General features: G+C 74.9%; 21 protein-coding genes. 8 read left to right on the forward strand and 13 right to left on the reverse strand.

Going from position 1 to position 23,433, the window contains the following annotated elements; genetic code table 11:
• The first annotated feature begins 4 nt into the window (after positions 1–4).
• Positions 5–1,528, forward strand: a complete 1,524-nt coding sequence (locus Q1A09_RS11150; RefSeq protein ID WP_299954730.1) for a chemotaxis protein CheW — start codon at positions 5–7, stop codon at positions 1,526–1,528.
• A 15-nt stretch (positions 1,529–1,543) separates the two neighbouring features.
• Here the strand turns inward: Q1A09_RS11150 and Q1A09_RS11155 are convergent, their stop codons facing one another.
• A complete protein-coding gene (locus tag Q1A09_RS11155; protein ID WP_299954732.1) occupies positions 1,544–2,110 on the reverse strand; it encodes a bacterial proteasome activator family protein in 567 nt (188 codons plus the stop codon).
• Positions 2,111–2,203: 93 nt separating this feature from the next.
• On the opposite strand from Q1A09_RS11155, the gene Q1A09_RS11160 reads away from it, so the two are divergent.
• Entirely contained in the window at positions 2,204–3,421 is a 1,218-nt protein-coding gene (locus Q1A09_RS11160; RefSeq protein WP_299954734.1) for a cysteine desulfurase-like protein, read from the forward strand.
• 99 nt (positions 3,422–3,520) lie between these two features.
• On the opposite strand, the gene Q1A09_RS11165 is transcribed toward Q1A09_RS11160, so the two are convergent.
• From Q1A09_RS11165 to folP, 4 genes are all read right to left on the reverse strand, one after another.
• Positions 3,521–4,507 carry an NAD(P)H-quinone oxidoreductase gene (locus Q1A09_RS11165; protein ID WP_299954736.1) on the reverse strand — a complete coding sequence of 329 codons (987 nt, stop codon included), beginning with the start codon at positions 4,505–4,507 and terminating at the stop codon, positions 3,521–3,523.
• 92 nt (positions 4,508–4,599) lie between these two features.
• Positions 4,600–6,195, reverse strand: a complete 1,596-nt coding sequence (locus Q1A09_RS11170) for a 4-coumarate--CoA ligase family protein (protein WP_299954738.1) — start codon at positions 6,193–6,195, stop codon at positions 4,600–4,602.
• A 136-nt stretch (positions 6,196–6,331) separates the two neighbouring features.
• Positions 6,332–6,757 carry a PaaI family thioesterase gene (locus Q1A09_RS11175; protein WP_299954740.1) on the reverse strand — a complete coding sequence of 142 codons (426 nt, stop codon included), beginning with the start codon at positions 6,755–6,757 and terminating at the stop codon, positions 6,332–6,334.
• Between the two features lie 110 nt (positions 6,758–6,867).
• Positions 6,868–7,728 (reverse strand): dihydropteroate synthase, encoded by an 861-nt coding sequence (gene folP / locus Q1A09_RS11180; protein WP_299954742.1) that lies wholly within the window; start codon positions 7,726–7,728, stop codon positions 6,868–6,870.
• 48 nt (positions 7,729–7,776) lie between these two features.
• Here folP and glsA point away from each other — a divergent pair, with 48 nt between their 5' ends.
• Genes glsA through Q1A09_RS11195 form a run of 3 tightly spaced genes read left to right on the forward strand, consistent with a single transcriptional unit; the run spans position 7,777 to position 9,889 of the window.
• A complete protein-coding gene (gene glsA, locus Q1A09_RS11185; protein WP_299954744.1) occupies positions 7,777–8,709 on the forward strand; it encodes a glutaminase A in 933 nt (310 codons plus the stop codon).
• A gap of 55 nt (positions 8,710–8,764) precedes the next feature.
• On the forward strand, positions 8,765–9,310 hold the full coding sequence (locus Q1A09_RS11190) for a DinB family protein (protein ID WP_299954747.1): 546 nt from the start codon (positions 8,765–8,767) through the stop codon (positions 9,308–9,310).
• A 48-nt stretch (positions 9,311–9,358) separates the two neighbouring features.
• A complete protein-coding gene (locus tag Q1A09_RS11195) occupies positions 9,359–9,889 on the forward strand; it encodes a DinB family protein (RefSeq protein WP_299954750.1) in 531 nt (176 codons plus the stop codon).
• A gap of 81 nt (positions 9,890–9,970) precedes the next feature.
• Here Q1A09_RS11195 and Q1A09_RS11200 read toward each other — a convergent pair whose 3' ends face one another.
• The 3 genes from Q1A09_RS11200 to Q1A09_RS11210 all read right to left on the reverse strand — a co-directional run bounded on the left by Q1A09_RS11200 (position 9,971) and on the right by Q1A09_RS11210 (position 12,621).
• Positions 9,971–10,921 carry an acetamidase/formamidase family protein gene (locus Q1A09_RS11200; protein WP_299954757.1) on the reverse strand — a complete coding sequence of 317 codons (951 nt, stop codon included), beginning with the start codon at positions 10,919–10,921 and terminating at the stop codon, positions 9,971–9,973.
• Between the two features lie 46 nt (positions 10,922–10,967).
• The gene (locus tag Q1A09_RS11205) at positions 10,968–12,206 is read right to left on the reverse strand and encodes a serine hydrolase (protein ID WP_299954760.1); all 1,239 of its coding nucleotides are present in this window, start codon (positions 12,204–12,206) and stop codon (positions 10,968–10,970) included.
• 127 nt (positions 12,207–12,333) lie between these two features.
• Positions 12,334–12,621, reverse strand: coding sequence for an HU family DNA-binding protein (locus Q1A09_RS11210; RefSeq protein ID WP_299954763.1), 288 nt, complete (start codon positions 12,619–12,621; stop codon positions 12,334–12,336).
• Positions 12,622–12,980: 359 nt separating this feature from the next.
• On the opposite strand from Q1A09_RS11210, the gene Q1A09_RS11215 reads away from it, so the two are divergent.
• The gene (locus tag Q1A09_RS11215; RefSeq protein WP_299954766.1) at positions 12,981–13,904 is read left to right on the forward strand and encodes an aldo/keto reductase; all 924 of its coding nucleotides are present in this window, start codon (positions 12,981–12,983) and stop codon (positions 13,902–13,904) included.
• A 93-nt stretch (positions 13,905–13,997) separates the two neighbouring features.
• Here Q1A09_RS11215 and Q1A09_RS11220 read toward each other — a convergent pair whose 3' ends face one another.
• Both Q1A09_RS11220 and Q1A09_RS11225 read right to left on the reverse strand, forming a co-directional pair.
• Complete coding sequence (locus tag Q1A09_RS11220) at positions 13,998–14,171, reverse strand: DUF1059 domain-containing protein (protein WP_299954769.1); 174 nt, start codon at positions 14,169–14,171, stop codon at positions 13,998–14,000.
• Between the two features lie 54 nt (positions 14,172–14,225).
• Complete coding sequence (locus Q1A09_RS11225; protein WP_299954772.1) at positions 14,226–15,320, reverse strand: EAL domain-containing protein; 1,095 nt, start codon at positions 15,318–15,320, stop codon at positions 14,226–14,228.
• 105 nt (positions 15,321–15,425) lie between these two features.
• Between Q1A09_RS11225 and Q1A09_RS11230 the strand changes: the two genes are divergently transcribed.
• The gene (locus tag Q1A09_RS11230; protein WP_299954775.1) at positions 15,426–18,347 is read left to right on the forward strand and encodes a SpoIIE family protein phosphatase; all 2,922 of its coding nucleotides are present in this window, start codon (positions 15,426–15,428) and stop codon (positions 18,345–18,347) included.
• Positions 18,348–18,371: 24 nt separating this feature from the next.
• Here Q1A09_RS11230 and Q1A09_RS11235 read toward each other — a convergent pair whose 3' ends face one another.
• The 3 genes from Q1A09_RS11235 to Q1A09_RS11245 all read right to left on the reverse strand — a co-directional run bounded on the left by Q1A09_RS11235 (position 18,372) and on the right by Q1A09_RS11245 (position 21,947).
• On the reverse strand, positions 18,372–19,079 hold the full coding sequence (locus tag Q1A09_RS11235) for a trimeric intracellular cation channel family protein (RefSeq protein ID WP_299954778.1): 708 nt from the start codon (positions 19,077–19,079) through the stop codon (positions 18,372–18,374).
• 130 nt (positions 19,080–19,209) lie between these two features.
• Positions 19,210–21,255, reverse strand: a complete 2,046-nt coding sequence (locus Q1A09_RS11240) for an acyl-CoA dehydrogenase (RefSeq protein ID WP_299954781.1) — start codon at positions 21,253–21,255, stop codon at positions 19,210–19,212.
• Complete coding sequence (locus tag Q1A09_RS11245) at positions 21,252–21,947, reverse strand: TetR family transcriptional regulator (protein WP_299954783.1); 696 nt, start codon at positions 21,945–21,947, stop codon at positions 21,252–21,254. Before Q1A09_RS11245 ends, Q1A09_RS11240 begins: the two co-directional genes overlap by 4 nt.
• 104 nt (positions 21,948–22,051) lie before the next feature.
• Here Q1A09_RS11245 and Q1A09_RS11250 point away from each other — a divergent pair, with 104 nt between their 5' ends.
• Positions 22,052–23,335: an acetyl-CoA C-acetyltransferase gene (locus tag Q1A09_RS11250; RefSeq protein ID WP_299954785.1), complete on the forward strand. Its 1,284-nt coding sequence runs from the start codon at positions 22,052–22,054 to the stop codon at positions 23,333–23,335.
• Positions 23,336–23,433 lie beyond the last annotated feature (98 nt).

A 23,433-nucleotide genomic window follows, 5' to 3' on the forward strand; every position in this document is an offset into this window, starting at 1 on the left:
CGTCGTGAGCAACGCGCCGGGTGACCTGGCACCCGACCGCGCCGCGGGCCCCGGCGGGGACGTCGTCCACGGCCTGCTGCGGCTGGCCGGGATGGACGTCGCCCTGCCGCTGTCCGCGCTGCGGGAGGTCGTGCCGTGCCCGGCCGAGCTGGCCGGACTGCCCGCGGCGGCCCCCGGCCTGCTCGGCGCGATCGAGCTGCGCCGGCTGGTCCTGCCGGTGCTGGACCTGCAGGCCGTGACCGGGCGCCCCGAGGAACGACGCGCGGACCAGGTGGTCGTGGTGGTGGCCTCGGGTGACCGGGTGCTCGGGCTGCTGGCCGACCAGGTGCAGGGCATCTGCGAGGTCGCCACCGACACCCTGGTGGCCGCGCACGCGCACGGCGGTGGGCTGCTGTTCTCGCACACCTTCCGGCACCCCGAGACCGGCCGGGCGTACAGCGTGCTGGACGCCGCGGCGGTGCTGGCGCTGCCCGGCGTGCCCACCGTCACCGACGTCACCCGGGATGCCGCGCCGGTGGGGTCCGGCGGGCAGCCGGCCGGCCGGCACACCCTGACCGTGCTGCGCTGCGGGGGGTACCAGCTGGCGATCGACGCCGCGCACGTGCACACCACCATCCCCACGCCGGATCTGCGCACCTCGGTGCTGACCAGCCGGATGTGCCCGGGCACGGTGGTCTACGCCGACCGGGAGGTGCCGGTCGTCGACCCGCTGGTCCTGCTGGGCCTGGGCGAGCTGCCGCGCGCGGACACCGGGGCCGGCCTGGTGCTGGACCTCGGGCACGGCTACGTGGTGCTGGCGCTGAGCGAGCTGCTGGAGCTGGCCCACGTCGGCCCGGACGACGTTCTGCCCACCCCGTCGTTCGCCCTGCCGCGGCCGGACCTGCTGGCCGGGATGGTGGAGGTCGACGGCGTCGGTGACTGCCTGGTGCTGGACGGCGGGACGATGCTGACCGACCCGCAGCTGTCCGGCTTCGCGGCGGTCAACACCGCGCTGGAGGCCACCCGCAGCGACGAGGACCCGGCGCTGTCGGCGGCGGCCGCCGCGGCGGGCGGGGCGCCGTCCTACCTGACCTACTCGATCGGCCTGGACATCGCCACGCCGCTGGAGCAGGTCAGCGAGATCCTGCCGTTCCCCGACTCGCTCACCCGGACGTCGGTGCCCGGCCTGCTCGGGCTGGTCACCCACCGGCGGGCCGTGGTGCCGGTGCTGTGCCTGTCCACCCTGCTCGGCCGCGAGCAGCGGGAGGTCGGCCCGTCGACCTGCCTGCTGCTGGTGGAGATGGACGACGAGGTGGTGGCGTTCGCGGTCGACGCCCTGCGCAGCATCTCCCCGCTGACCTGGACCGACGCCGACCAGGCCGTCCGCGGCGACCGGGGTGCCACCTTGCAGTCGGCGCCCCTCGTGCGGGTGGGCGAGGAGACCCGGCTGCTGCCCGACCTGGACCTGCGGGCCGTGGCCCGGCGACTCCGCGCGACCACGGCCCTCCCGACGTCCCGGCTGGGCACCGCCGAGCTCACCGCGGTCTGACCACCGCTGCCGGGCTCAGAGGTACTGGCCGCCGCCGGGGCGCTGGTCGGCGGCCGGGGAGCCACCGGGCAGGGCCTTGCGGCGCATCTCCTCCAGCTGGGCCCGGGCGGCCATCTGCTGGGCGAACAGCGCGGTCTGGATGCCGTGGAAGACGCCCTCCAGCCAGCCGACCAGCTGGGCCTGGGCGATCCGCAGCTCGGCGTCGGAAGGGGTCTCGCCCTCGGTGAACGGCAGGGTGATCCGGGCCAGCTCCTCGCGCAGCTCGGGGGCCAGGCCCTGCTCGAGCTCGCGGATCGAGGAGGCGTGGATGTCGCGCAGCCGGTTGCGGCTGGCGTCGTCCAGGGGCGCGGCCCGCACCTCCTCCAGCAGCTGCTTGATCATCGTGCCGATCCGCATCACCTTCGCCGGCTGCTCGACGAGGTCGCCGACCCCGGCCATGCCGTCGTCGTCGCCGTCCATCCCGTCCTGCGGCATCGGCGTCGCTCCGCTCTGCGGCATCGGCATGGCCCCGACCGGCTGACCGTCGGGCCCGACGACGAGGACCTGCTGCGGGTGCGGCTGACCGGTGCCTGGTGCTGTCATGGCCCCATCCTGCCTCGCCCGGGGCAGGGTCCGCCGAGCGCCCGGGCCCCCGCTGCCCGGTCGGGCCACGGTCGGACGAACTAGGCTCCCGGCATGTCGTCGGGCGGGGGCCAGCTGGACGTCGCCCGGGTCCGGGGGCTCTTCCCGGGGCTGTCCGACGGGCTGCTGCACGCCGACGGCCCCAGCGGTGCGCTGGTCCCGGAGAGCGTCATCCGGGCCGTCTCCCAGGCCATGCGGGTGCCGATCGCCGACCGCGGTGGGGTGTTCGCCGCCTCCGCGCGGGCCGAGGCGCTGGTGTCCGGGGCGCGGTCCGCGGTGGCCGACCTGGTCGGCGGCACGCCCTCGGGCGTCGTCCTCGGGCCGAACATGACCACGCTGACCTACACCCTGGCCCGCGCGCTGGCCAAGCACTGGCGGGCCGGTGACGAGATCGTGCTCAGCCGGCTGGACCACGACGCGAACATCCGCCCGTGGCTGCAGGTGGCCGCCGAGGTGGGCATGGTCGTCCGCTGGGCGGAGGTGGACATCGAGACCGGGGAGCTGCCCGACTGGCAGTACGACGAGCTGGTCACCGGCCGTACCCGGCTGGTCGCCGTCACCGCCGCCAGCAACGCCATCGGCACCCGGCCCGACGTGTCGGCGATCGCCGTCCGGGCGCACCGGGTCGGGGCGCTGGTGTACGTCGACGGCACGCACGCCGCGCCCCACGTGCTGCTGGACGCCGACGAGCTGGGCGCGGACTTCCTGGCGCTGTCGGCCTACAAGTGGTGCGGCCCGCACGTCGGCGCGGTCGTCGCCCACCCCGGGCTGCTCGGCGAGCTGCACCCGGACAAGCTCGCGCCGGCCCCGGACCGGGTGCCCGACCGGTTCGAGGTGGGGGCGCCGTCCTTCGAGCTGTACGCCGGGGTGGCCGCCTCGGTCGACCACCTGGCCGCGCTCTGCCCCGACGCCGGGGGCACCCGGCGGCAGCGGCTGGCCACCTCGATGGCCGCGGTGGACCGGTACGAGGCCGGGCTGTTCGGCTGGCTCGACGACGCGCTGCGGTCGATGGCCCACGTGCAGGTGCTCGGCTCCCCCCGGCACCGGACGCCGACCCTGTCGTTCACCGTCTCCCGGATGCGCCCCCGTCAGGTGGTCAGCGAGCTGGCCCGGCGCGGCGTCTGCGCCTGGGACGGCGACTTCTACTCCCGCGAGCTGTTCGACGCGATCGGGGTCAACGAGACCGGCGGCGCGGTGCGGCTCGGGCTGATGCACTACAACACCCCGGAGGAGGTCGGTCACCTGATCGACCACGTCTCCGCCCTGCGCTGAAGAAGGACCTGCTCGCCCCCCACGACTCGCGAGCTCGTCGCGGGCCCCTGCGAGCAGGCCGGGTCTCGGGTCGGGGCCGGGGGCAAGGGGCTCGGGTGCTCAGGGGACGAGGAGGACCTTGCCGATGGCGCCGCTGGACTCCAGCAGGGTGTGCGCCTCGGCGGCGCGGGACATCGGCAGGCGGCGGTCCACGATGGGGCGGATGACGCCGCGCTCGACGTCGGGCCACACGTCCTGCCGGACGGCGGCGACGATCTCCGCCTTGCCGCCGGGGCCGGTCGCCGGGCGGGAGCGCAGCGTGGTGGCCGCCACCGAGGCGCGCTTGCGCATCAGCTTGCCGAGGTCGATCTCGGCCTTCGTGCCGCCCTGCATGCCGATGCCGACCAGCCGGCCGCCGGTGGCCAGCACGTCGACGTTCCGGGCCAGGTACTTGGCTCCGATGATGTCCAGCACGACGTCCGCCCCGTGCCCGCCGGTCGCCTCCTTCACGACCTCGACGAAGTCCTGCTCCCGGTAGTCGACCAGGATCTCCGCCCCCAGCTCGCGGCAGAAGTCGAGCTTGGCGGCGCTGCCGGCGGTGACCGCGACCCGGGCGCCGGCCCGGACGGCGAGCTGGACGGCCATGGTGCCGATGCCACTGCCACCGCCGTGGACCAGGAACACCTCACCGGCGCGCAGCCCGGCCAGCATGAAGACGTTGGACCAGACGGTGCAGACCACCTCCGGCAGCGCCGCCGCGGTGGCCAGCTCGACCCCGGCGGGGCGGGGGAGCAGCTGACCGGCCGGGACGGCGACCCGCTCGGCGTACCCGCCGCCGGACAGCAGCGCGCACACCTCGTCGCCGACCGACCAGCCCGTGATGCCCTCGCCGACCTCGCTGATCACGCCGCTGCACTCCAGGCCGAGCACCTCGCTGGCGCCGGGCGGGGCCGGGTAGTGGCCCTGCCGCTGCAGCAGGTCGGCCCGGTTCACCGCGGCCGCGGCCACGTCGACCAGCACCTCACCCGGCCCGCACACCGGGTCGGGCACCTCACCCCACCCGAGCACCTCAGGGCCGCCGGGGGAGGAGATCGTCACCGCACGCATGGCCCCGACCCTAGGAGGACGCAGCGCGACCCGCCCCTGGACGATCATGTGGGTGCCGGTGGGTCACCCCCATGATCGTCCAGGGTCCCGCGTCAGCGGGCCTTGAGGTCCTTGCGGAGGATCTTGCCGGCCATCGACTTGGGCACCTGGTCGATGAACTCGACCAGGCGGATCTTCTTGTGCGGTGCGACGTGCTCGGCCATGTAGGCCTTGATGTCGTCCTCGGTGATCTCCGAGCCCGGCGCCCGGACGACGAACGCCTTGGGCAGCTCGTCGCCGCTCTCCCTGTCCAGCACACCGATCACCGCGGCGTCGGCGATCTGCGGGTTGTTCAGCAGCACGGCCTCCAGCTCGGCCGGGGCGACCTGGTAGCCCTTGTACTTGATCAGCTCCTTGACCCGGTCGACGACGGTGTAGCGGCCCTCGTCGTCGACGATCGCCACGTCACCGGTGTGCAGCCAGCCCTCGGCGTCCAGCGTCTCGGCGGTGGCCTGGGCGTTGTTCAGGTAGCCCTTCATCACCTGCGGCCCGCGGACCCACAGCTCGCCGCGCTCGCCGGGGGCGGCGTCCTCGCCGGTGGCCGGGTCGACGAGCCGGCACTCGGTGTTGGGCAGCGCGTAGCCGACCGTGCCCTTGGGGGTGGGTCCGGCGCCGGCCGGCTCCAGGCCGACCTCGGGAGTGGTGTGCGAGACCGGGGACAGCTCGGTCATGCCGTAGCCCTGCCCGACGCTGACCCCCTCGCTGGCGCCCTTGCGGAGCCGGTCCTGCGCGGCCTGGGCCAGCGACTCGTCCAGCGGCGCGGCACCGGAGGTGACGCTGCGCAGCGAGGAGAGGTCGAACTGGTCGACCAGCGGGTGCTTGGCCAGCGCCAGCACGATCGGCGGGGCGACGAAGGCCCGGGTGATCTTCTGGTCCTGGATGACCCGCAGGAACTGCTCGAGGTCGAAGCGGGGCAGGGTGACGACGGCGCCGCCCCACTGCAGGCCCTGGTTCATCAGCACGGTCAGGCCGTAGATGTGGAAGAACGGCAGCACGGCGACGATCCGCTCGTTGCCCTCGTCCACCCCGGCCAGCGGGCGGGACTGGGTCACGTTGGCCACCAGGTTGCGGTGGGTGAGCATGACGCCCTTGGGCAGCCCGGTGGTGCCGCTGGAGTACGGGAGCGTGATCAGGTCGTTCGCCGGGTCGATGTCCACCTGCACGGCGGGGGCGTCGGCGGTGATCAGGTCGCGCAGCGAGGCGTGGCCCTCCGCGCCGTCCATCACGATGACCTCGTCGACCGGCGACTTCGCCGTGGCCGCCAGTGCGCGGTCCAGGAACGGGGAGACGGTGACCAGCACCTTGGCGCCGGAGTCCTTGAGCTGGAAGGCGATCTCCTCCGGCGTGTACAGCGCGTTGACCGGGCTGATCACGCAGCCGGCCGCGGCGATGCCGTGGAAGACCACCGGGTACCAGATGGTGTTCGGGCTGAAGACGGCGACGACGTCGCCCTTGCGCAGGCCCCGGGCGTGCAGCGCGGCGGCGACCCGCTCGACGTAGAAGGCGAGCTCACCATGGGTGATCGTCTCGCCGGAGAGGCCGTCGATCAGGGCGGGGCGGTCGGCGCGTTCGCCGGCGCCCGCCAGCACGAACTGCGGGACGGACAGCTCCGGGATCTCGACATCGGGATAGCGGCTGGCCAGCGGCACGGGGTCCTCCTCGACTCAGGTGCGGTGACGTCAGTCTCACACCCGGAGTGTCGTGCGCCACACCCGGGCTACCCGCCGGTAGCCCGCAGGGGTCATCACCGCCGGAGGCGAGGTCATCAGTGCCGGAGGCGAGGAGTCACCGCGGCCAGAGCACCGACTGGGTGCAGCGGAACAGCGCCAGCGTCTTCCCGGTCGCCTCGGCGGTCACCACGGCGTCCCAGACCTGCGTCGTCCGGCCGGCGTGCACGTTCGTGGCGACGGCGGTGATGCGGCCCTCCCGGGCGGTGCCCAGGTGGTTGCTCTTCAGCTCGATGGTGGTGAAGCCGCTGGACCCCTCGGGCAGCAGGGCCCGGGTGGGCAGGCCGCAGCTGGTGTCGGCGAGGGTGACCACGGTGCCGGCGTGCAGGTAGCCGTTGGGCGCGAGCAGCTCGGGCCGCACGTCCAGGTGCGAGGTCAGCCGGCCCGGCTCGTGGGTGTCGACGACGATGCCCAGCAGCCCCGGGAGGGTGCCCGGCAGGATCGCGTTGAGCTCGTCGGCGGTGAGGAACCCGGTGGCGGCCATGCCCGGCAACCTAGCGGCGACCGTGCGCGACCCAGCGTCGTGCCCGGACCCCGGCCCCGTCCCGTGGCTCGCCCCGGGCGTGCGAGGGGTGCGTAGGACGGGGTGCTTCCTCAGGCCAGGCCGCGGGTGGTGCGGGCCGGTGGCCGGTCGCCGCGGATCGCGGCCACCATGTCCAGCGTCTGCCGGGTCGCCGCCACGTCGTGCGCGCGGAACACCCGGGCGCCCAGCCAGGCGCTCACCGCGGTCGCCGCCAGGGTGCCGGTCAGCCGGCCGTCGACCGGGACGTCGAGGGTCTCCCCGACGAAGTCCTTGTTCGACAGCGCCACCAGCACCGGCCAGCCGGTGGCCACCAGCTCGTCCAGCCGCCGGGTCGCCTCCAGCGAGTGCCGGGTGTTCTTGCCGAAGTCGTGCCCGGGGTCGATGAGCACCCGCTCGGGGTCCACACCGGCGGCCACCGCGGCCTCGGCCAGCGCCGTCGTCCGCCGGACGACGTCGGCGACCACATCGTCGTAGGTGACCCGGTGCGGCCGGGTGCGGGGTGGCAGCCCGCCGGCGTGGGTGCAGACGATCCCGGCGCCGGCCTCGGCGGCGACGTGGGCGAGCTGCGGGTCGGTCCCGCCCCAGGCGTCGTTGACCACGTCGGCGCCGGCGGCCAGCGCGGCCCGGCCGACCTCGGCGCGGTACGTGTCGATGGAGATGGGCAGCTCCGGGTGGGCCGCGCGGATGGCCGCGACCAGGTCCACGGTGCGGCGGATCTCCTCGGCCGGGTCCACCTCCGCGCCCGGGGCGGCCTTGACCCCACCGACGTCCACCATGTCCGCGCCCTCGGCGACCACCCGGTCGACCCGGGCCAGCGCGGCGTCCAGTTCGTAGGTGGAACCGCGGTCGTAGAACGAGTCGGGGGTGCGGTTGACGATCGCCATCACGACCAGCCCGCCGGCGGGGACGTCCAGGGCACCGATGCGCAGCACACGCCCACTCAACCAGCCCGGTCGCGCGCTCCGTGACACCGTCCAGGGGTGTCCACCACCCCCTCCGACGTGCCCGACGACCTGACCGAGGTCCTCGACCGGGTGGCCGCCGAGGCCCGGCCGCTCGCCGAGGACGACCAGGTCGACCAGCCCGGGGCCGGGCCCGAGCGGTTCGCGCTGGCGCTGTGCGAGCTCGACGGCACCGAGCACGTGGCCGGGGACGCGGACGTCGGCTTCCCCGTGCAGAGCGTGGTCAAGGTGTTCACGCTGACCGCCGCGCTCCGCCTGGTCGGCGAGGACCTCTTCCAGCGGGTCGGCCGGGAGCCCTCGGGCGACCCCTTCGACTCCCTGGTGCAGCTCGAGCGCGAGCACGGGGTGCCCCGCAACCCCTTCATCAACGCCGGCGCCGTCGTCGTGTGCGACGTGCTGGTGGAGGCCACCGGGTCACCCGGCGCGGCGGTCGACGCGGTCACCGACCTGCTGTCCGGCCTGGTCGGCGAGCGGCTCGAGCCCGATCCCGAGGTGCTGGAGGAGGAGCGCGCCAGCGCCGCCATGAACACGGCGATGGGCCACCTGATGAGCTCGTTCGACAACTTCACCCACCCGGTGGACGAGGTGGTCGACGCCTACGCGCAGCTGTGCTCGCTGACCGTGACCACCCGGCAGCTCGCCCGCGCCGCCCGCTTCCTGGCCCACGACGGGGTGGACCCACGCACCGGCGACCGGGTGCTCACCGAGCCCCTGGCCCGGCGGGTCAGCGCGGTGATGCTGACCTGCGGCACGTACGACGCGGCCGGGCAGTTCGCCTACGACGTCGGCTTCCCGTGCAAGAGCGGGGTGGCCGGCGCGGTGATGGGCGACGTGCCCAACCGGTTCGGGGTCTGCGCCTGGTCGCCGCCGCTGGACCGCGCCGGCAACTCCCGGGCCGGGCGGGCTGCCCTGCACCTGCTCAGCGAGCGGCTGGGGCTGTCCCTGCTGTGACGCCGGGGCGCCGACGCGCGCCCCGGGAGCCGGGCAGCCGCCATGATCTGCGGTCATGGACGACTTCGTGAACGCGCCGGTGCGCATCGACCCGCCGTACCTGGACGGCGAGCGCGACGCGGTGCGGGCCTGGCTGGAGTACCAGCGGAGCACCCTGCTGACCACGTGCGCCGGACTGAGTGCCGAGCAGCTGGGCGAGCGGTCCGTGCCGCCGTCGTCGATGAGCCTGCGCGGGCTGGTGCGGCACATGACCGAGGTGGAGCAGGGCTGGTTCCGGCACGTGCTCGACGGCGAGGACCTCCCGGACGTGTACTGCTCTCCCGACGACCCGGACGGCGACTTCGACGGGGTGGGCCGGGACGCGGGCGGGCCGGACGTCGTGGCCGGGGAGTTCGCCCGGTTCGCGCAGGAGTGCGAGCGCAGCCGGGAGGTCGCCGACGGGTTCGGGTCGCTGGACGACCTGAGCCGGGGCCGCACCAGCCGCAGCCGCGAGCAGGTCTCGGTGCGCTGGGTGTACCTGCACATGATCGAGGAGTACGCCCGGCACAACGGCCACGCCGACCTGCTCCGCGAGCGCATCGACGGCGTCACCGGTGACTGAACGGCCGGGCTCCGGGGTCGCCGGCTCCTCAGGGGTGCGGTGGGGCCGGTGACCGTCGCTCCGGTCCGGGTCGACCCGCCGTTCACCGACGGCGAGCGGGCCGCGCTGGCGGCCTGGCTGGACCTCCACCGGGCGACGCTGTTGGTGAAGTGCGCCGGCCTGACCCCCGAGCAGCTCGGTGAACGGCCGCTGCCGCCGTCCGGGCTGAGCCTGCGTGGCCTGCTGCGGCACATGACCGACGTCGAGCGGTACTGGTTCGCCCGCGTGGTGGCCGGCCGCGACGTCCCGACGCACTACTGGGCCGCGGCGGAGGATGCGGACTTCGACGGCGTCGGGGCCGACGGCGACGTCCCGGCCACCGCCGTCCCGGCGGAGCTGGCGGCCTTCACCGCCGAGGTCGGAGCCAGCCGCGCGACCGCCGCCGGGCACGCCTCGCTGGACGACGTCAGCGCCGGGCTGCGGCACGGCGAGCGGGTGTCGCTGCGCTGGGTGCTCCTGCACATGATCGAGGAGTACGCCCGGCACAACGGCCACGCCGACCTGCTCCGCGAGCGCATCGACGGCACCACCGGCTGCTAGCCCTTGCCCCTGCCCCGGCCATGTTGGCCAACATGGCCGGGCGACCTCCGGCCATGTTGGCCAACATGGCCGCTCAGGGGTCTAGCGGACGGCGCCCCAGGGGAGGACGGCGTGCACGCCGACCACCTGGTTGACGACCTGGGTGACCCGCAGGTCGACGACCACGCTGGCCAGCGCGAGCGCGTCGGAGCGGCCGATGCCGTGCAGTGCGGCCATCACGTCGAGCATCGCGTCCAGCGCGATCGCCATCGCCTCGTCCAGGTCGTCGGCCACACCCATGGTCACCCAGCCGGCGGGGGTCCGGGCGACCGGCGTGGTGACGGGGGCACCGAAGAGGTCCGGCAGCACGTCCAGGGTCAGGTCGATGGCGTCCATCGGGCACTCGATCGCCGTGCCGCCGACCTCGCCGTCGCCCTGCGCGGCGTGCCCGTCGCCCACCGAGAGCAGCCCGCCGGGCACGGTCACCGGCAGGTAGAGGGTCGCGCCGGCGACCAGCTCGCGGCAGTCGATGTTCCCGCCGTGCCAGTACGGCGGGATGGTCGAGTGCGCACCCGGCTCGGCCGGCGGCACCCCCATGACGCCGAGGAACGGCCGCAGCGCCACCGACTGCCCGGCCTGGTTGCGGCCGATGCCGGCGACCGGGTCCAGCGACCAGCTGTGCACCACGGGCTCGGCGGTCACCCCGAGCCGCTCGTTGAGCGGGGTCGAGCGCAGGCCGACGTACGTCGTCCCGAACGCCGCGGGGACGACGTCGTCGATCCGCACGCTGAGCACCTGACCGGGCTGCGCGCCGGCGACCGCGACCGGACCGGTGAGCGCGTGGCCGTAGGCATCGTCGTGCACCGGGTGGCGGGGGCGGCCGACCATGTCCAGCCCGTGCTCGCCGGTGTGCGCGCCGGTCCACCAGCCGGAGTCCAGGGTGCCGATGCGCACCGTCGTCCCCGGCTCGACGGTCAGCGCCGGGGGGAGCGAGGGGTCCCAGTGGCCGTGCAGGGTGCGCTCGTCGGGCAGCAGGACGTGGCTCGGCTCCATGCCGACATCCTCCAAGACCGGCCATGTTCGCCAACATGGCCGGTCTTCACACGAGGGCCTGCTGGACCAGGGGGCGGAGGTGGTTGCGCACCGGCAGGGTGCTGGAGGGCAGCAGCTGGGTGTAGAAGGTGACCGTCAGGTCCTCGACCGGGTCGACGTAGAACTCCGTGGACGCCGCCCCGCCCCAGCCGTAGGTGCCCACGCTGGCCACCCCGCCGTAGCGCACCGGGTCCAGCACCATGGAGAACCCGAGCCCGAACCCGACGCCGCGCAGCGGGGTCTCCGCGTACAGCGGGCGGCCGGCGGACTCCAGGTCCAGGCCGCCGGGCAGGTGGTTGCGCACCATGTGCGCCAGCGTCCGCGGGCCCAGCACCCGCTCCCCGGACGGCGTGACCCCGCCGGCCCGCAGCATCTCCACGAACCGCAGGTAGTCACCGGCGGTGGAGACCAGCCCGGCCCCACCGGCGAGGAACGTCGGCTTGCGGTGCGCGGCCTGCGCGAACGGGGCGGGCAGCAGGGTCACGCCGGGGCCGTAGAGCTGGGCCAGGGAGTCGACGTCGTCCCCGGGGCGCAGGCCGAACGACGTCTCGGTCATGCCCAGGGGCCCGAACACCCGCTCGGCGAACACCTCGTCCAGCGGCTTGCCGGCGATCACCTCGACCAGCCGGCCCAGGACGTCGGTGGACACCCCGTAGTTCCACTCGCTGCCGGGCTGGAACAGCAGCGGCAGCTCGGCGAACTGGCCCACCACCTCGGCGGAGTCGGCGCCGGGCGGGGTACCCCACTCGTGCCCGCGCAGCCGGTAGGCGCCGTCGACCGGGTGCGCGTGGTGGAAGCCGTAGGTCAGCCCGGAGGTGTGGGTGAGCAGGTGCCACACCCGGATCGGCTCCATCAGCGGGGCGGTGACGGGCTGCTGCGCAGGCCCGGCGGTCCAGACCCGGGTCTCGGCGAACTCCGGCAGCCACCGGCTGATCGGGTCGGTGAGCTCGAAGGCCCCCTCCTCGTACAGCGACATTGCCGCCACCGAGGTGACCGGCTTGGTCATCGAGTAGATCCGCCAGCGGGTGTCTGCAGTGACCGGCCGGCCGGCCTCGACGTCGCGCTGCCCGCCCGTGCCCACGTGCACCAGCCGGCCGTGCCGGGCGACGGTGACCAGGAAGCCGGGCAGCTGCCCCTCGTCGACGTAGCGGGCCAGCCTGCGGTCCAGCCGCTGCAGCCGGGCGGCGTCCAGACCGACCTCGGCCGGGTCGGTGGTGATCGAGAGGTCTGTCTGCACCGCGGTCACGGGTCCTCCTCGCCGGCTCGTTCGACGATGAACGACGCCCCCGCCGCGCATCCTGGCACGGGGTGCCAGGAGCGCGACGGGGGCGTCGGAGGTGGTGCTCAGTGCGGCCCTGCGAGAGGGCCCTGCGTCACTGGACCGGGACGGCGGCAGCAGCCTTCTTCAGGTTGGAGCCGGCGGTCACCTTGGCGGTGTGCGCAGCGGCGATCTCGATCGACTCACCGGTCTGCGGGTTGCGCCCGGTGCGGGCCGAACGCTGCGAGCGCTCGACGGTCAGCAGGCCGGGGACGGCCACCTTCTCGCCGCGGGTGATGGCCTCGACGAGCTCCTCCTGGAGACCGTTGAGCACCGAGTCGACGGTCGACGAGGGGACGTCGGCGCGCTTGGCGATGGCGGAGACGAGTTCAGCCTTGTTCATGGTGTTCCTCTCACAGTGTGATCAGCAGCCTGCCCCGGTGCGGGGCGGGCGCAGTCTGGTGTCGCGTCCGGCTGGGCCGGTCGCGCCCCCGGTCGTCCTGGCGGACCTCCGGGGCCTCCACCGTGCCGACTCGCCGCGGACGAACAGCGCGGCGGGGGCCCGGTGGGCGCATCTGGCCGACCCCGTCGTCGACCAGCAACGGCGGGCACGTTGCCATGCCGACCTGGGTGTTGGCGAGCCGGACCCCCGGATTTCCGGGGTTTTCCTGCTCGTTGGTCACAAGCGTCACGGATCAGGACCCTGCTGGCACCCCGGCGCCCGCCGCGCGACGTCCCGGGAGCCCGCTTAGCGTGGAGCCCATGCCACAGCTCCCCGGGACCGATCTGACCGTCAGCGACCTCTGCCTGGGCGGCAACGTGTTCGGGTGGACGGCCGACGAGCCGACGTCCTTCGCCCTGCTCGACCGCTTCCTCGACGCCGTCCCCAGCACCCAGTCCCCGTTCGTCGACACCGCCGAGATGTACGGCAACGGGGTCTCCGAGACGATCCTCGGCAACTGGATGGCCGAGCGCGGCGTCCGCGACCGGATGGTCGTGGCCACCAAGGCCTCGCCGGGGGAGAAGGAGCACCCGCTGTCGGCCCCGGAGATCCGGGCGGCCGCCGAGCGGTCGCTGCGCAACCTGCAGGTCGACACCATCGACCTCTACTACGCGCACTACGACGACGAGACGACGCCGCTGGAGGAGACGCTCACCGCCTTCGACGAGCTGGTGCAGGCCGGCAAGGTCCGGTACGCGGCGGCGTCGAACTACTCGGCGAAGCGGCTGACCGAGGCGCTGGACACCGCGCAGCAGCTCGGCGTGACCGGGTACGTGGCGCTGCAGCCGCACTACAACCTGATGGAGCGCGAGGTCTACGAGGCCGAGCTCGCCGCCGTGGTGACCGAGCGCGGGCTGGGCTCGATGCCCTACTTCGGGCTGGCGCGCGGCTTCCTGACCGGCAAGTACCGGGCCGGCGAGACCATCGACTCGCCGCGGGCCAAGGGCGCGGCGAAGTACGTGGGGGAGAAGGGCGACCGGGTGCTGTCCGCGCTGGCCGAGGTCGCCGAGGCGCACAGCGTGACCGGGGCGGCCGTGGCGCTGCGCTGGCTGGCCGACCAGCCAGCCGTCACCGCGCCGATCGCCAGTGGCCGCTCGGTGGAGCAGCTGGCCGACCTGCTGCCGATGCTCGACCTGGTGCTCACCGACGAGCAGCGCCAGCGCCTCACCGACGCCAGCGCCTGAGGCTCGGTGGGCTGCCGCAGGCAGCCCACCGAGCGCCATCGGCCCCGCTGCAGGGCCCCGCGCACGTGTCGTGGGCAGCAGCGGGGTCCCTCCTCAGGCCGCGACGATGTGCGCGCGGACCTGGGCGACGAGCTCGGGCGGCACGCTGCCCAGCCCGTGGTCGGCGGCCGCGTGGGCGGCCACCTGGCTGAGGACGGCGTCCTCGTCGGGTCCGGTGAACGTCCGGGTGCAGCCGGGGACGACGTCCCCGCAGGCGAAGGTCTTCATGGCGGCTCCAGTGCTCGGGAGGTGGGGGTGGGGCCGGGGCGGGGCGGCCCGGGGTCAGCGGCCGGCGGCCGCGGCCGAGGCGAGGTCCTCGACCCGCAGCAGGCCGACGACGGTGCCGGTGCGGTCGGTGCACAGCACCGGGTCGAAGCGGTGCACCGGCGGGCGGGTGAGCGCGCGCTGCAGCGTCTCGGCCACCCCGGCCGACGGCGGCACCCGCAGCGACACCGGGGCCCGGTAGGCGGCGCCGGTGCGCGGGTCGGCGAGCACCAGCTCCACCGGCACCTCGGCGTCGTCCAGGACGACGTAGGGCGGCGGGGCGCCGTCGGCGTCCCCGGGGCCGTGCTGCCGCAGCGGGCGCAGCAGGCTGGCCACCGACTCCGCCAGCTGGGCGCGGGCCACCTGGGTGCGCACCAGCTGGGCGGCCTCGGGGGACAGCGGCGCGAAGTGTGGTGCCGGGCGGCCGAGCAGCCAGCCCTGGGCCAGCGGGACGCCGAGCCGGGCGAAGGCCGCGAGCTCGCCCGCGGTCTCGATCCCCTCGGCCAGCAGCCAGGCGTCGATCCGGCTGGTGAACGCGCCGACCATCTCGGCCAGCGCCGTCTTCACCGGGTCGGTGTCGGCGCCGCTGACCAGGGCGCGGTCGAGCTTGACCAGCTGCGGGCGGATCTCGGCGAGCTGCTGCAGCCCGGCGTAGCCGGTGCCGGCGTCGTCGATGGCGATCAGCGCGCCGCGGCCGCGCAGCGCGGCGGTCTGCGCGCGGAGCCCGGCCAGGTCGGGGGTGGGCATGTGCTCGGTCAGCTCGACCACGACCCGGCGCAGCGTCGCCGGCTCGGCGAGGGCGGCGGCCACCGGGGCCGAGCCGAGCAGGTGCGGGCTGACGTTGACGGTGAGGAAGGTGTTGGGCGGCAGATCGGGCAGCGAGGCGAGGGCCTTGCGCAGGGCCAGGCCCTCCAGCTCGGCGCCCAGGCCGGCCTCGTGGGCGGCGGCGAACCACACGTCCGGTGCGGCCGTCCCCGGGAACCGGGCGAGCGCCTCGTAGCCGGCCACCGAGGCCGAGGCCAGGTCGACGATCGGCTGGAAGACGATCGTCAGGTCATCGGCGCCGGACAGCAATGGCCGGCAGTCCCAGCGGTCCGAGAGGGTCGACGTCACCTCCACCAGATCGGTCGTCCACCGCCGGTCCTTGAGAGGCCCCATCCGGCGGGGGGAGCACCGCTCGGCCAGCGGTCCCGCGGGGCACCGCGGCGGCGTGCCAGCATGGTGCCGCCCGCCGCGTGGTGGGCGGCCGGCCGGGTGGTCGGCGCGGGGGACCGGGGGAGGTCGACCAGCGTGCACGGCAGCACGGCGACCGGCGGTGACCCGCAGCCCGACCCGCTGACCGACCCGCAGCGCATCGCCGCCGCACGCCGGCTGCTGGACGAGGCCTCCGCAGGGGCGCCGTTCGACCGGCTCTCCGGCCTGGCGGCGCGGCTGGTGGGCGCCGGGCACGCGAAGGTCACCCTCTTCACCGACCGGGACGTCGTGATCGGCGGGCACGGCCTGCCCGAGGGCGCGGTCGGCGGACCGGCGCTGCTCACCGGGCCACTGTCGGCGATCACCGTGCGGCTGGGCGTGCCGCTCGTCGTCCCGGTCGCCGCCGACGACGACCGGGTCTCCCAGCTGCCGGCGGTCGCCTCCGGGCAGGTGCAGGCCTACCTCGGGGCCCCGCTGACCGCGGCGTCCGGTCACGTGGTCGGCGTGCTCGCCGTCTACGACGACCGGCCGCGCACCTGGTCCGACGACGACGCCCAGCTGGTGGCCCAGCTGGCGGCCTCGGTCGTCGCCGAGCTGGAGCTGGCGGCGGCCCAGTCCGCCGTCGGTGCCTCGACCGCCCGGCTCGAGGTGGCCCTGGAGGCCGGGGCGGTCGGCATCTGGGAGCACGACCTGCGCACCGGCTCGGTGCACTGGGACGAGCGCAACGCGGCCATCTTCGGCCTGACCGGGCCGCGGGTGCTCACCGGTGCCGAGGAACTGGCGGCCAGCATCCACCCCGACGACCGTGAGCCGGCCCGGACGGCGATGGCGGCTGCGCTGGGCGGGGAGGCCGGCGAGTTCGTCGTGGAGGTGCGTGCGCTGCGGGCCGACGGCGCGGTGCGCTGGACGGTCTCCCGGGGCCGGGTGGTGCGGGACCAGCACGGCCAGCCGGTGCGCGTGCTGGGGACGACGGTCGACGTCACCGGCGCCCGCGAGGAGGCCCAGCGCCGGATGGTCGCGGTCCAGCGGGCCGCGGCGATCGCCGAGGTGGCCGCCGAGCTCGCCAACGCCGACCGGATGACCGAGCTGGCCGAGGTGGCGCTGCGGGGCTGCGCGGCGGTGCTCGGCGTCGACGCCACCGCCCTGGCGGTCTTCGACCCCCTCGGAGGCGAGCTGCGGCTGCACATGACCCGGCGGCTGGTCGACGCGGTCGAGTCCGGCACCGACGTCGTCCTGCCGGTCAGCGGGGTCGAGCTGCCGATGGACGACGCGCTGCCCACCCAGTACGTGGCCCGGCACGGCGAGCGGGTGCTGCTGTCCGACCGGGAGGAGGCGGTGGCCCGCTTCCCGGCGATGTCCGGGGTGTCCGAGCTGGTGGGGGTGCGGGCGCTGGCGGCGCTGCCGCTGCGGGTGGAGGGCCGGGTGCTCGGCAGCTTCGTCGCCGTCTGGGCCGAGGACCGCACGCTGGACGAGGAGGACGTGTCGCTGCTGGAGGCGCTGACCGCGCAGATCGGGCTGACCGTCTCCCGGCTGCAGGCCGACGCCCAGCGGGACGCCGCCGTCGCGCAGATGGCGGCGGCCAACGCGCGGCTGGAGCTGCTCGCCGAGGCGGGCCGGGTGCTGTCCGGGACGCTGGACATCACCGAGCAGCTGGCCCGGCTGGCCGAGCTGGTGGTGCCCGGGCTCGGGGACTGGTGCTGGGTGGTGGTCGCCGACGAGCACGGCCGGATGCGGGACGTCGCCTCCGCCCACGGTGACCCGGCCCGCTCCGCGGAGCTCGCCGAGTACGTGCGCGCGATGGTGGCCGGGATGACCGAGGAGGCCGCGGCCCGCGGGGTGATCCGCAGCGGCCGGCCGATGGTGGTCACCGACCTGGACGCCGGCTACGTGCAGCGGGCGCTGCCCGACCCGGCGGCCCAGGAGCTGCTGGCGCGGCTGGCGCCCACCTCGGGGATCGTCGTCCCGCTGGTCGCCCGGGGCATCACCCTCGGCGCGCTGGGCCTCTACGTCGGGGCCGAGCGTGGCCGGCACACCGACGCGGAGCTGGGCACCGCCCTGGAGCTGGGCCGCCGGGCCGGGGTGGCGTTGCAGCAGGCGCGGCTGTTCGGTCAGCAGCGCCAGCTGGCCGAGACCCTGCAGCGCAGCATGCTCACCGCCCCACCGGCGCCGGACCACTGCGAGATCGCCGTCCGGTACGTGCCCGCCGCGGCCGGCGCCGAGGTCGGCGGCGACTGGTACGACGCGTTCGTGCAGCCCGACGGGGCGACGATGCTGGTCATCGGGGACGTGGTCGGCCACGACAGCCGCGCCGCGGCGGCGATGGGCCAGCTGCGCGGGCTGCTGCGCGGCATCGGCCACCACACCGGTGGCACCCCCGCCGAGGTGCTCACCGGCCTGGACCGGGCCAGCTTCGGCCTGGACCTGGACACCATGGCCACCGCGCTGATCGCCCGCCTGGAGCAGGACGACCCGGAGCTCGCCGTCGCCGACACCCGGGTGCGCTGGTCGACCGCCGGGCACCCGCCCCCGCTGCTGCTCGACGCCGACGGCACGGTCACGCTGCTCGACGGGGACCACCCGGACCTGCTGCTGGGGGTCGAGCCCCGCCGGCCCCGGCACGACCGGGTCGCGGTGATCGAGCGCGGCGGCACGCTGCTGCTCTACACCGACGGGCTGGTGGAGCGCCGCGACCGCGACCTGGACGCCGGGATCGCCGAGCTGTGCCGGGTGCTGGGCGGGCTGACCGACCTGCCGCTGCAGCAGCTGTGCGACCGGCTGCTGGAGCGGATGTACCTCCCCGACACCGAGGACGACGTGGCGCTGCTCGCCGTCCGGGTGCACCGGCAGGACCGGCCGCGCCCGCCGGAGGCCGGCCCGCAGCGGGTGCCCCCGGGGATCAGCCCCTCACCGCCGGTGGTCCCCGGCGCGGGGGCCGGGCGGGCCTGACCCAGGTCCGGCGGTCGGCCTGGGTCAGCCGCGGCGACGGCGCGGACGGCGCGGGGTGCGCCGCACCAGCCGGCTGCGGGCCCGCTGCGGCAGGTCGACCGCGACCGGGGCCTCCCAGCCGCGCCACACCGAGACGATCCGCAGCGCCGCGACCAGCGCGATGACCAGCGCGGCGACCGGCAGCGGGGGCAGGCCGAGCGGGCCGGCGAGCACGGTCAGCGCGGTCGCGCCGAGCAGGGCAGCGACGGCGTTGTAGGGGCCGGGCTGCACGATGTCGGCCCGCTGGGCGAGCAGCACGTCGCGGATCACCGCCCCGCCGACCCCGGTGAGGGTGCCGATGAAGACCACCGATGCGCTGGGCAGCCCGGCCAGCTCGGCCTTCTGCGCCCCGATCACGGTGAAGAAGCCGAGCGTCAGCGCGTCCAGGCCGACCAGCAGGCCGGTCAGCCGGGACAGCCAGCCGGAGAAGAAGAAGGTCACCATCGCGGTGATCGCCACGGTCGGCAGGTAGGCCGGGTTGGTCAGCGCGACCGGTGGGGGACCGGCGAGCAGGACGTCGCGGATCAGCCCACCGCCCAGCCCGGTGCTGACCGCCAGCAGCAGCACCCCCGAGACGGCGAAGCCCTCCCGCGCGGCGAGCAGCCCACCGGTCAGCGCGCCGACCACCACCGCCGCCAGGTCGACCACGGCCGGCACCCGCAGCGTCTCCGCCGCAGCGGCCACGATCTCCACGACCGCACATCATCCGGCCCCGGCCCGCCGCCGTCCGCCGTCCCCGCCCGGCCCGTCGTCCTCCCCGGCGGCCATGGGGGCCAACATGGCCGGGACGGGCGGCCATGTTGGCGAACATGGCCGCCGGGGGTCACTGGGCGGGGACCACCTCCAGGTCGGTGGCGGTGGCGTCGGCCTGCGGCTCGGTGCCCTGCGTGCGCAGCGCGGCGTCGTGGGCGGCCATCGTCTCCTGGCGGCCCGGCTCCTCGGTCAGGACAGCGCAGTTCAGCCAGGCCTCGGGGATCGCGAAGGCGTCGACCAGGGTGCGCATGTGCGGGCGCAGCTCGGCCAGCAGCTCGTTCACCGCGCCGGTGAGCGCCTTGGCCCGCGTCGGGCTGATCCGGGAGTGCTCCAGGTACCAGCCCTTGTCCGCCTCGATGGTGACCAGGGCGAACAGGTCGCAGACCCGGGACAGCAGCGCCCGCGCCGCCGGGTCCGCCGTCCGCTCGATGCCGGCGACGAACGCCTCCAGCACGACGCGCTCCATGTGCGCCTCGGCGGCCTTGAGCGCGTGGTCCTGCACGTCGTTGAAGACGTCGAACTGCCGACCGTCCCGGTGGGTGGCGGCGTTCCGGCGCAGCCGCTTGATCACGCCCGCCAGGACGTGTGCCTCCCGGTCCTCGAGCATCTTCAGCTGCCAGCCGCGGTCGGTGAACGGGACGTCGTCCTCCCGGCCGGGGACGGCGTCGACCAGCCGCTGGATCAGCGCCCGCGCGGCGGTGCGCTCCAGGACGGTCTCCCGGACCTGCTCGGCGACGAAGGCCGCCTTGCCCCAGCCGTCCAGCGACCCGAAGGCGTCCCGGTAGCCGGTGAGCAGCCCCTTGGCGACCAGCTGCATCAGCACCGTGTTGTCGCCCTCGAACGTGGTGAAGACGTCGGTGTCGGCCTTCAGCCCGGGCAGCCGGTTCTCCTGCAGGTAGCCGGCGCCGCCGCAGGCCTCGCGGCAGAGCTGGATGGTCTGGGTGGCGTGCCAGGTCTGCAGCGCCTTGAGCCCGGCGGCCCGGGACTCCAGCTCGCGCTGCGCCGCCTCGTCGACGGCATCGGCGCCCAGCACGTCGTGCATCGTGCCGAGCAGCTCCTCCTGGGCGAAGGAGAAGGCGTAGCTGCGCGCCAGGGCGGGCAGCAGCTTGCGCTGGTGCACCAGGTAGTCGTTGACGACCACCTCGCGCTCCTCGCCGGGCGCGGCGAACTGGCGGCGCACGTCGCCGTAGCGGACGGCGATCTCCAGGGCCACCTTGGTCGCCGAGGAGGCCGAGCCGCCGACGCTGACCCGCCCGCGCACCAGCGTGCCGAGCATGGTGAAGAAGCGCCGGGTCTCGTTCTCGATGGACGACGTATAGGTGCCGTCGGCGGCCACCTGGCCGTACCGGTCCAGCAGCATCTCCCGCGGGACGCGCACGTGGTCGAAGCTCAGCCGGCCGTTGTCCACACCGAGCAGCCCGGCCTTGGGGCCGTCGTCGCCGATCGTCACCCCGGGCATCGGGGCGCCGGCCTCGTCGCGGATCGGCACCAGCCAGGCGTGCACCCCGTGCCGCTGCCCACCGGTGACCAGCTGGGCGAAGACGACCGCCATCCGGCCGTCCTTGGCGGCGTTGCCGATGTAGTCCTTGCGGGCGGCCTGGTGCGGGGTGTGCAGGTCGAAGGTCTGCGTCGCCGGGTCGTAGGTGGCGGTGGTGCGCAGCTGCTGGACGTCGGAACCGTGACCGGTCTCGGTCATCGCGAAGCAGCCGGGCAGGTCGAAGCTGATGATCGAGGGCAGGAACTCGTCGTGGTGGCGCTGGGTGCCCAGTGCTTGCACTGCCCCGCCGAACAGGCCCCACTGCACCCCGGCCTTGACCATCAGCGAGAGGTCTGCCTGGGCGAGCATCTCGATGGAGACCACCGAGCCGCCGCTGTCGTCGGACCCGCCGTAGGCCGCCGGGTAGCCGAGGGCGACGCTGCCGGTGGCGGCCAGCTCGGCGGTCAGCCGGGTGACCCGCTCGCGCGCCTCGGCCATCGTCTCGCCGTGCACGGTGGCGTAGCGGGCGGTGCCGAGCTGCTCGCGGGCGTCGCGGCGCACGTGCGCCCAGCGGCCGTCGAGGACCTCGGTGAGCCGGGCCGGGTCGACCGTGGTGAGGGGGGTCGGGGTGCTGGTCACGCTTCCTCCATCGGACTCGCGGGGGTCTGGGTTGAGGGGCCGGGGGTCACGACGCCGCGCAACCCCGTCCAGGCCAGGTCGGTGAGGTGCGCCGCGAGCTGGGCGCGCGGCATGGGCCGGTCGGCGCGCAGCCACCAGTCGGCGGCGGCCCGGACCAGGCCGATGACGCCGTGGCCCCATGGCGCGGCCGCGGCGGTGTCCTGCCCGGCGCGGGTGAGCGCGGCGCCGACCAGGGCGCCGACCTCGTCGCCGACCAGGTCGGAGAGGTTGCTGATCGGGTCCTTCTCGTCGGTGACCAGGCCGACCGGGCGGTCGACGAGGGCGTGCCCGACGACGAACCGGTAGACCTCCGGGTCGGCCTCGATGAAGACCAGGTAGGTCTCCACGGCGGCGGTCACCATCTGCCGTGGGTGGTCGCTGCTGCCGATCGCCTCGCGCAGCTTGCGGGTCAGCTGCTCGGCGACCCGCGCGCAGACGGCGACGTGCAGCTCGCTGCGGTCGGCGAAGTGCCGGTAGACGACGGTCTTGCTGGTGCCGGCCTCGGCGGCGATCTCGTCCATGCCGACGCCGGCGCCGTGCTTCCCGACCGCGGCGAGGGTGGCGGTGACCAGCTGCTCCCGGCGGGCGCGGCGGTGCTCGTCCCAGCGCGAGTCCCGCCGGTCGCGCGGCGGGGAGGCCGTCTCCGTGTTCACGCAACCGACGGTACCTGATACTCTCGGTACCGATTAGAGGCCGCGCCTCGACCCCCACCGAAATGGCCATTTCGGTGGGGAACCGACCTCGCTCGGAGGATCAGATGGCTGCACAGACCCGGAAGGCCGCGATCGTCGGCGGCAACCGCATCCCGTTCGCCCGGTCCAACGGCGCCTACGCCCGCGCCAGCAACCAGGACATGCTCACCGCCACCCTCGACGGGCTGGTCGCCCGGTTCGGGCTGCAGGGGGAGCAGGTGGGGGAGGTCGTCGCCGGCGCCGTCCTCAAGCACGCCCGCGACTTCAACCTGACCCGGGAGGCCGTGCTCGGCTCGCGGCTGTCGGCGGCCACCCCCGCCTACGACGTCCAGCAGGCCTGCGGCACCGGGCTGGAGGCCGCCGTCCTGGTCGCCAACAAGATCGCGCTGGGCCAGATCGAGTCCGGCATCGCCGGGGGCACCGACACCACCTCCGACGCCCCGGTCGCGGTGAACGAGGACCTGCGTCGGGTGCTGATGGAGGTCAACCGGGCGAAGACCGTGCAGCAGCGGCTCAAGGCCCTCGCCGGTCTGCGCCCGGGCCAGCTGGCCCCGGAGATCCCGCGCAACGCCGAGCCGCGCACCGGGCTGGCGATGGGTGATCACGCCGCGATCACCGCGGCGGAGTGGGAGATCGGCCGTCAGGAGCAGGACGAGCTGACCGTGCGCTCGCACCAGGCGCTGGCCGCGGCCTACGACCGCGGGTTCTTCGACGACCTGGTGACGCCGTTCCTCGGCCTCTCCCGGGACGCGAACCTGCGGCCGGACACCTCGGGGGAGAAGCTGGCGAAGCTCAAGCCGGTGTTCGGGCAGGGCGAGGGCGCCACCATGACGGCGGGCAACTCCACGCCGCTCACCGACGGGGCGTCGGCCGTGCTGCTGGCCAGCGACGAGTGGGCCGCCGAGCACGACCTGCCGGTGCTCGCCCACCTGGTCGACGCCCAGACCGCCGCCGTCGACTACGTGCACGGCGGCGAGGGCCTGCTGATGGCCCCGGCCTACGCCGTCCCGGTGCTGCTGGCGCGCAACGGGCTGAGCCTGCAGGACTTCGACTTCTACGAGGTGCACGAGGCGTTCGCCTCCACGGTGCTGGCCACCCTGAAGGCGTGGGAGAGCCCGGCGTTCTGCAAGGAGAAGCTCGGCCTGGACGCCCCGCTGGGCTCCATCGACCGGTCGAAGCTGAACGTCAACGGCTCGTCGCTGGCCGCCGGCCACCCGTTCGCCGCCACCGGCGGCCGGATCGTGGCGACGCTGGCCAAGCTGCTGCACGAGGCCGGCCCGGGCAAGCGCGGCCTGATCTCCATCTGCGCCGCCGGCGGCCAGGGCGTCGTCGCCATCCTCGAGTCCTGAGGCCCCCGGCGGCTGCCCGCCTGGCCCGCCGTCTCCGGGTCGACCCGGGGACGGCGGGGTTGAGCCGCGCGCGCACCCGGCTCAACTCCGCCTCATCT

It is taken from the genome of uncultured Modestobacter sp., assembly GCF_947486615.1.
Classification (GTDB): domain Bacteria; phylum Actinomycetota; class Actinomycetes; order Mycobacteriales; family Geodermatophilaceae; genus Modestobacter.

Coding starts and splice junctions, on each gene's coding strand:
- Q1A09_RS11155 (WP_299954732.1), bottom strand. CDS start 2,110: ATGACAGCACCAGGCACCGGTCAGCCGCACCCGCAGCAGGTCCTCGTC.
- Q1A09_RS11160 (WP_299954734.1), top strand. CDS start 2,204: ATGTCGTCGGGCGGGGGCCAGCTGGACGTCGCCCGGGTCCGGGGGCTC.
- Q1A09_RS11165 (WP_299954736.1), bottom strand. CDS start 4,507: ATGCGTGCGGTGACGATCTCCTCCCCCGGCGGCCCTGAGGTGCTCGGG.
- Q1A09_RS11175 (WP_299954740.1), bottom strand. CDS start 6,757: ATGGCCGCCACCGGGTTCCTCACCGCCGACGAGCTCAACGCGATCCTG.
- Q1A09_RS11190 (WP_299954747.1), top strand. CDS start 8,765: ATGGACGACTTCGTGAACGCGCCGGTGCGCATCGACCCGCCGTACCTG.
- Q1A09_RS11200 (WP_299954757.1), bottom strand. CDS start 10,921: ATGGAGCCGAGCCACGTCCTGCTGCCCGACGAGCGCACCCTGCACGGC.
- Q1A09_RS11210 (WP_299954763.1), bottom strand. CDS start 12,621: ATGAACAAGGCTGAACTCGTCTCCGCCATCGCCAAGCGCGCCGACGTC.
- Q1A09_RS11215 (WP_299954766.1), top strand. CDS start 12,981: ATGCCACAGCTCCCCGGGACCGATCTGACCGTCAGCGACCTCTGCCTG.
- Q1A09_RS11220 (WP_299954769.1), bottom strand. CDS start 14,171: ATGAAGACCTTCGCCTGCGGGGACGTCGTCCCCGGCTGCACCCGGACG.
- Q1A09_RS11230 (WP_299954775.1), top strand. CDS start 15,426: ATGGTGCCGCCCGCCGCGTGGTGGGCGGCCGGCCGGGTGGTCGGCGCG.
- Q1A09_RS11250 (WP_299954785.1), top strand. CDS start 22,052: ATGGCTGCACAGACCCGGAAGGCCGCGATCGTCGGCGGCAACCGCATC.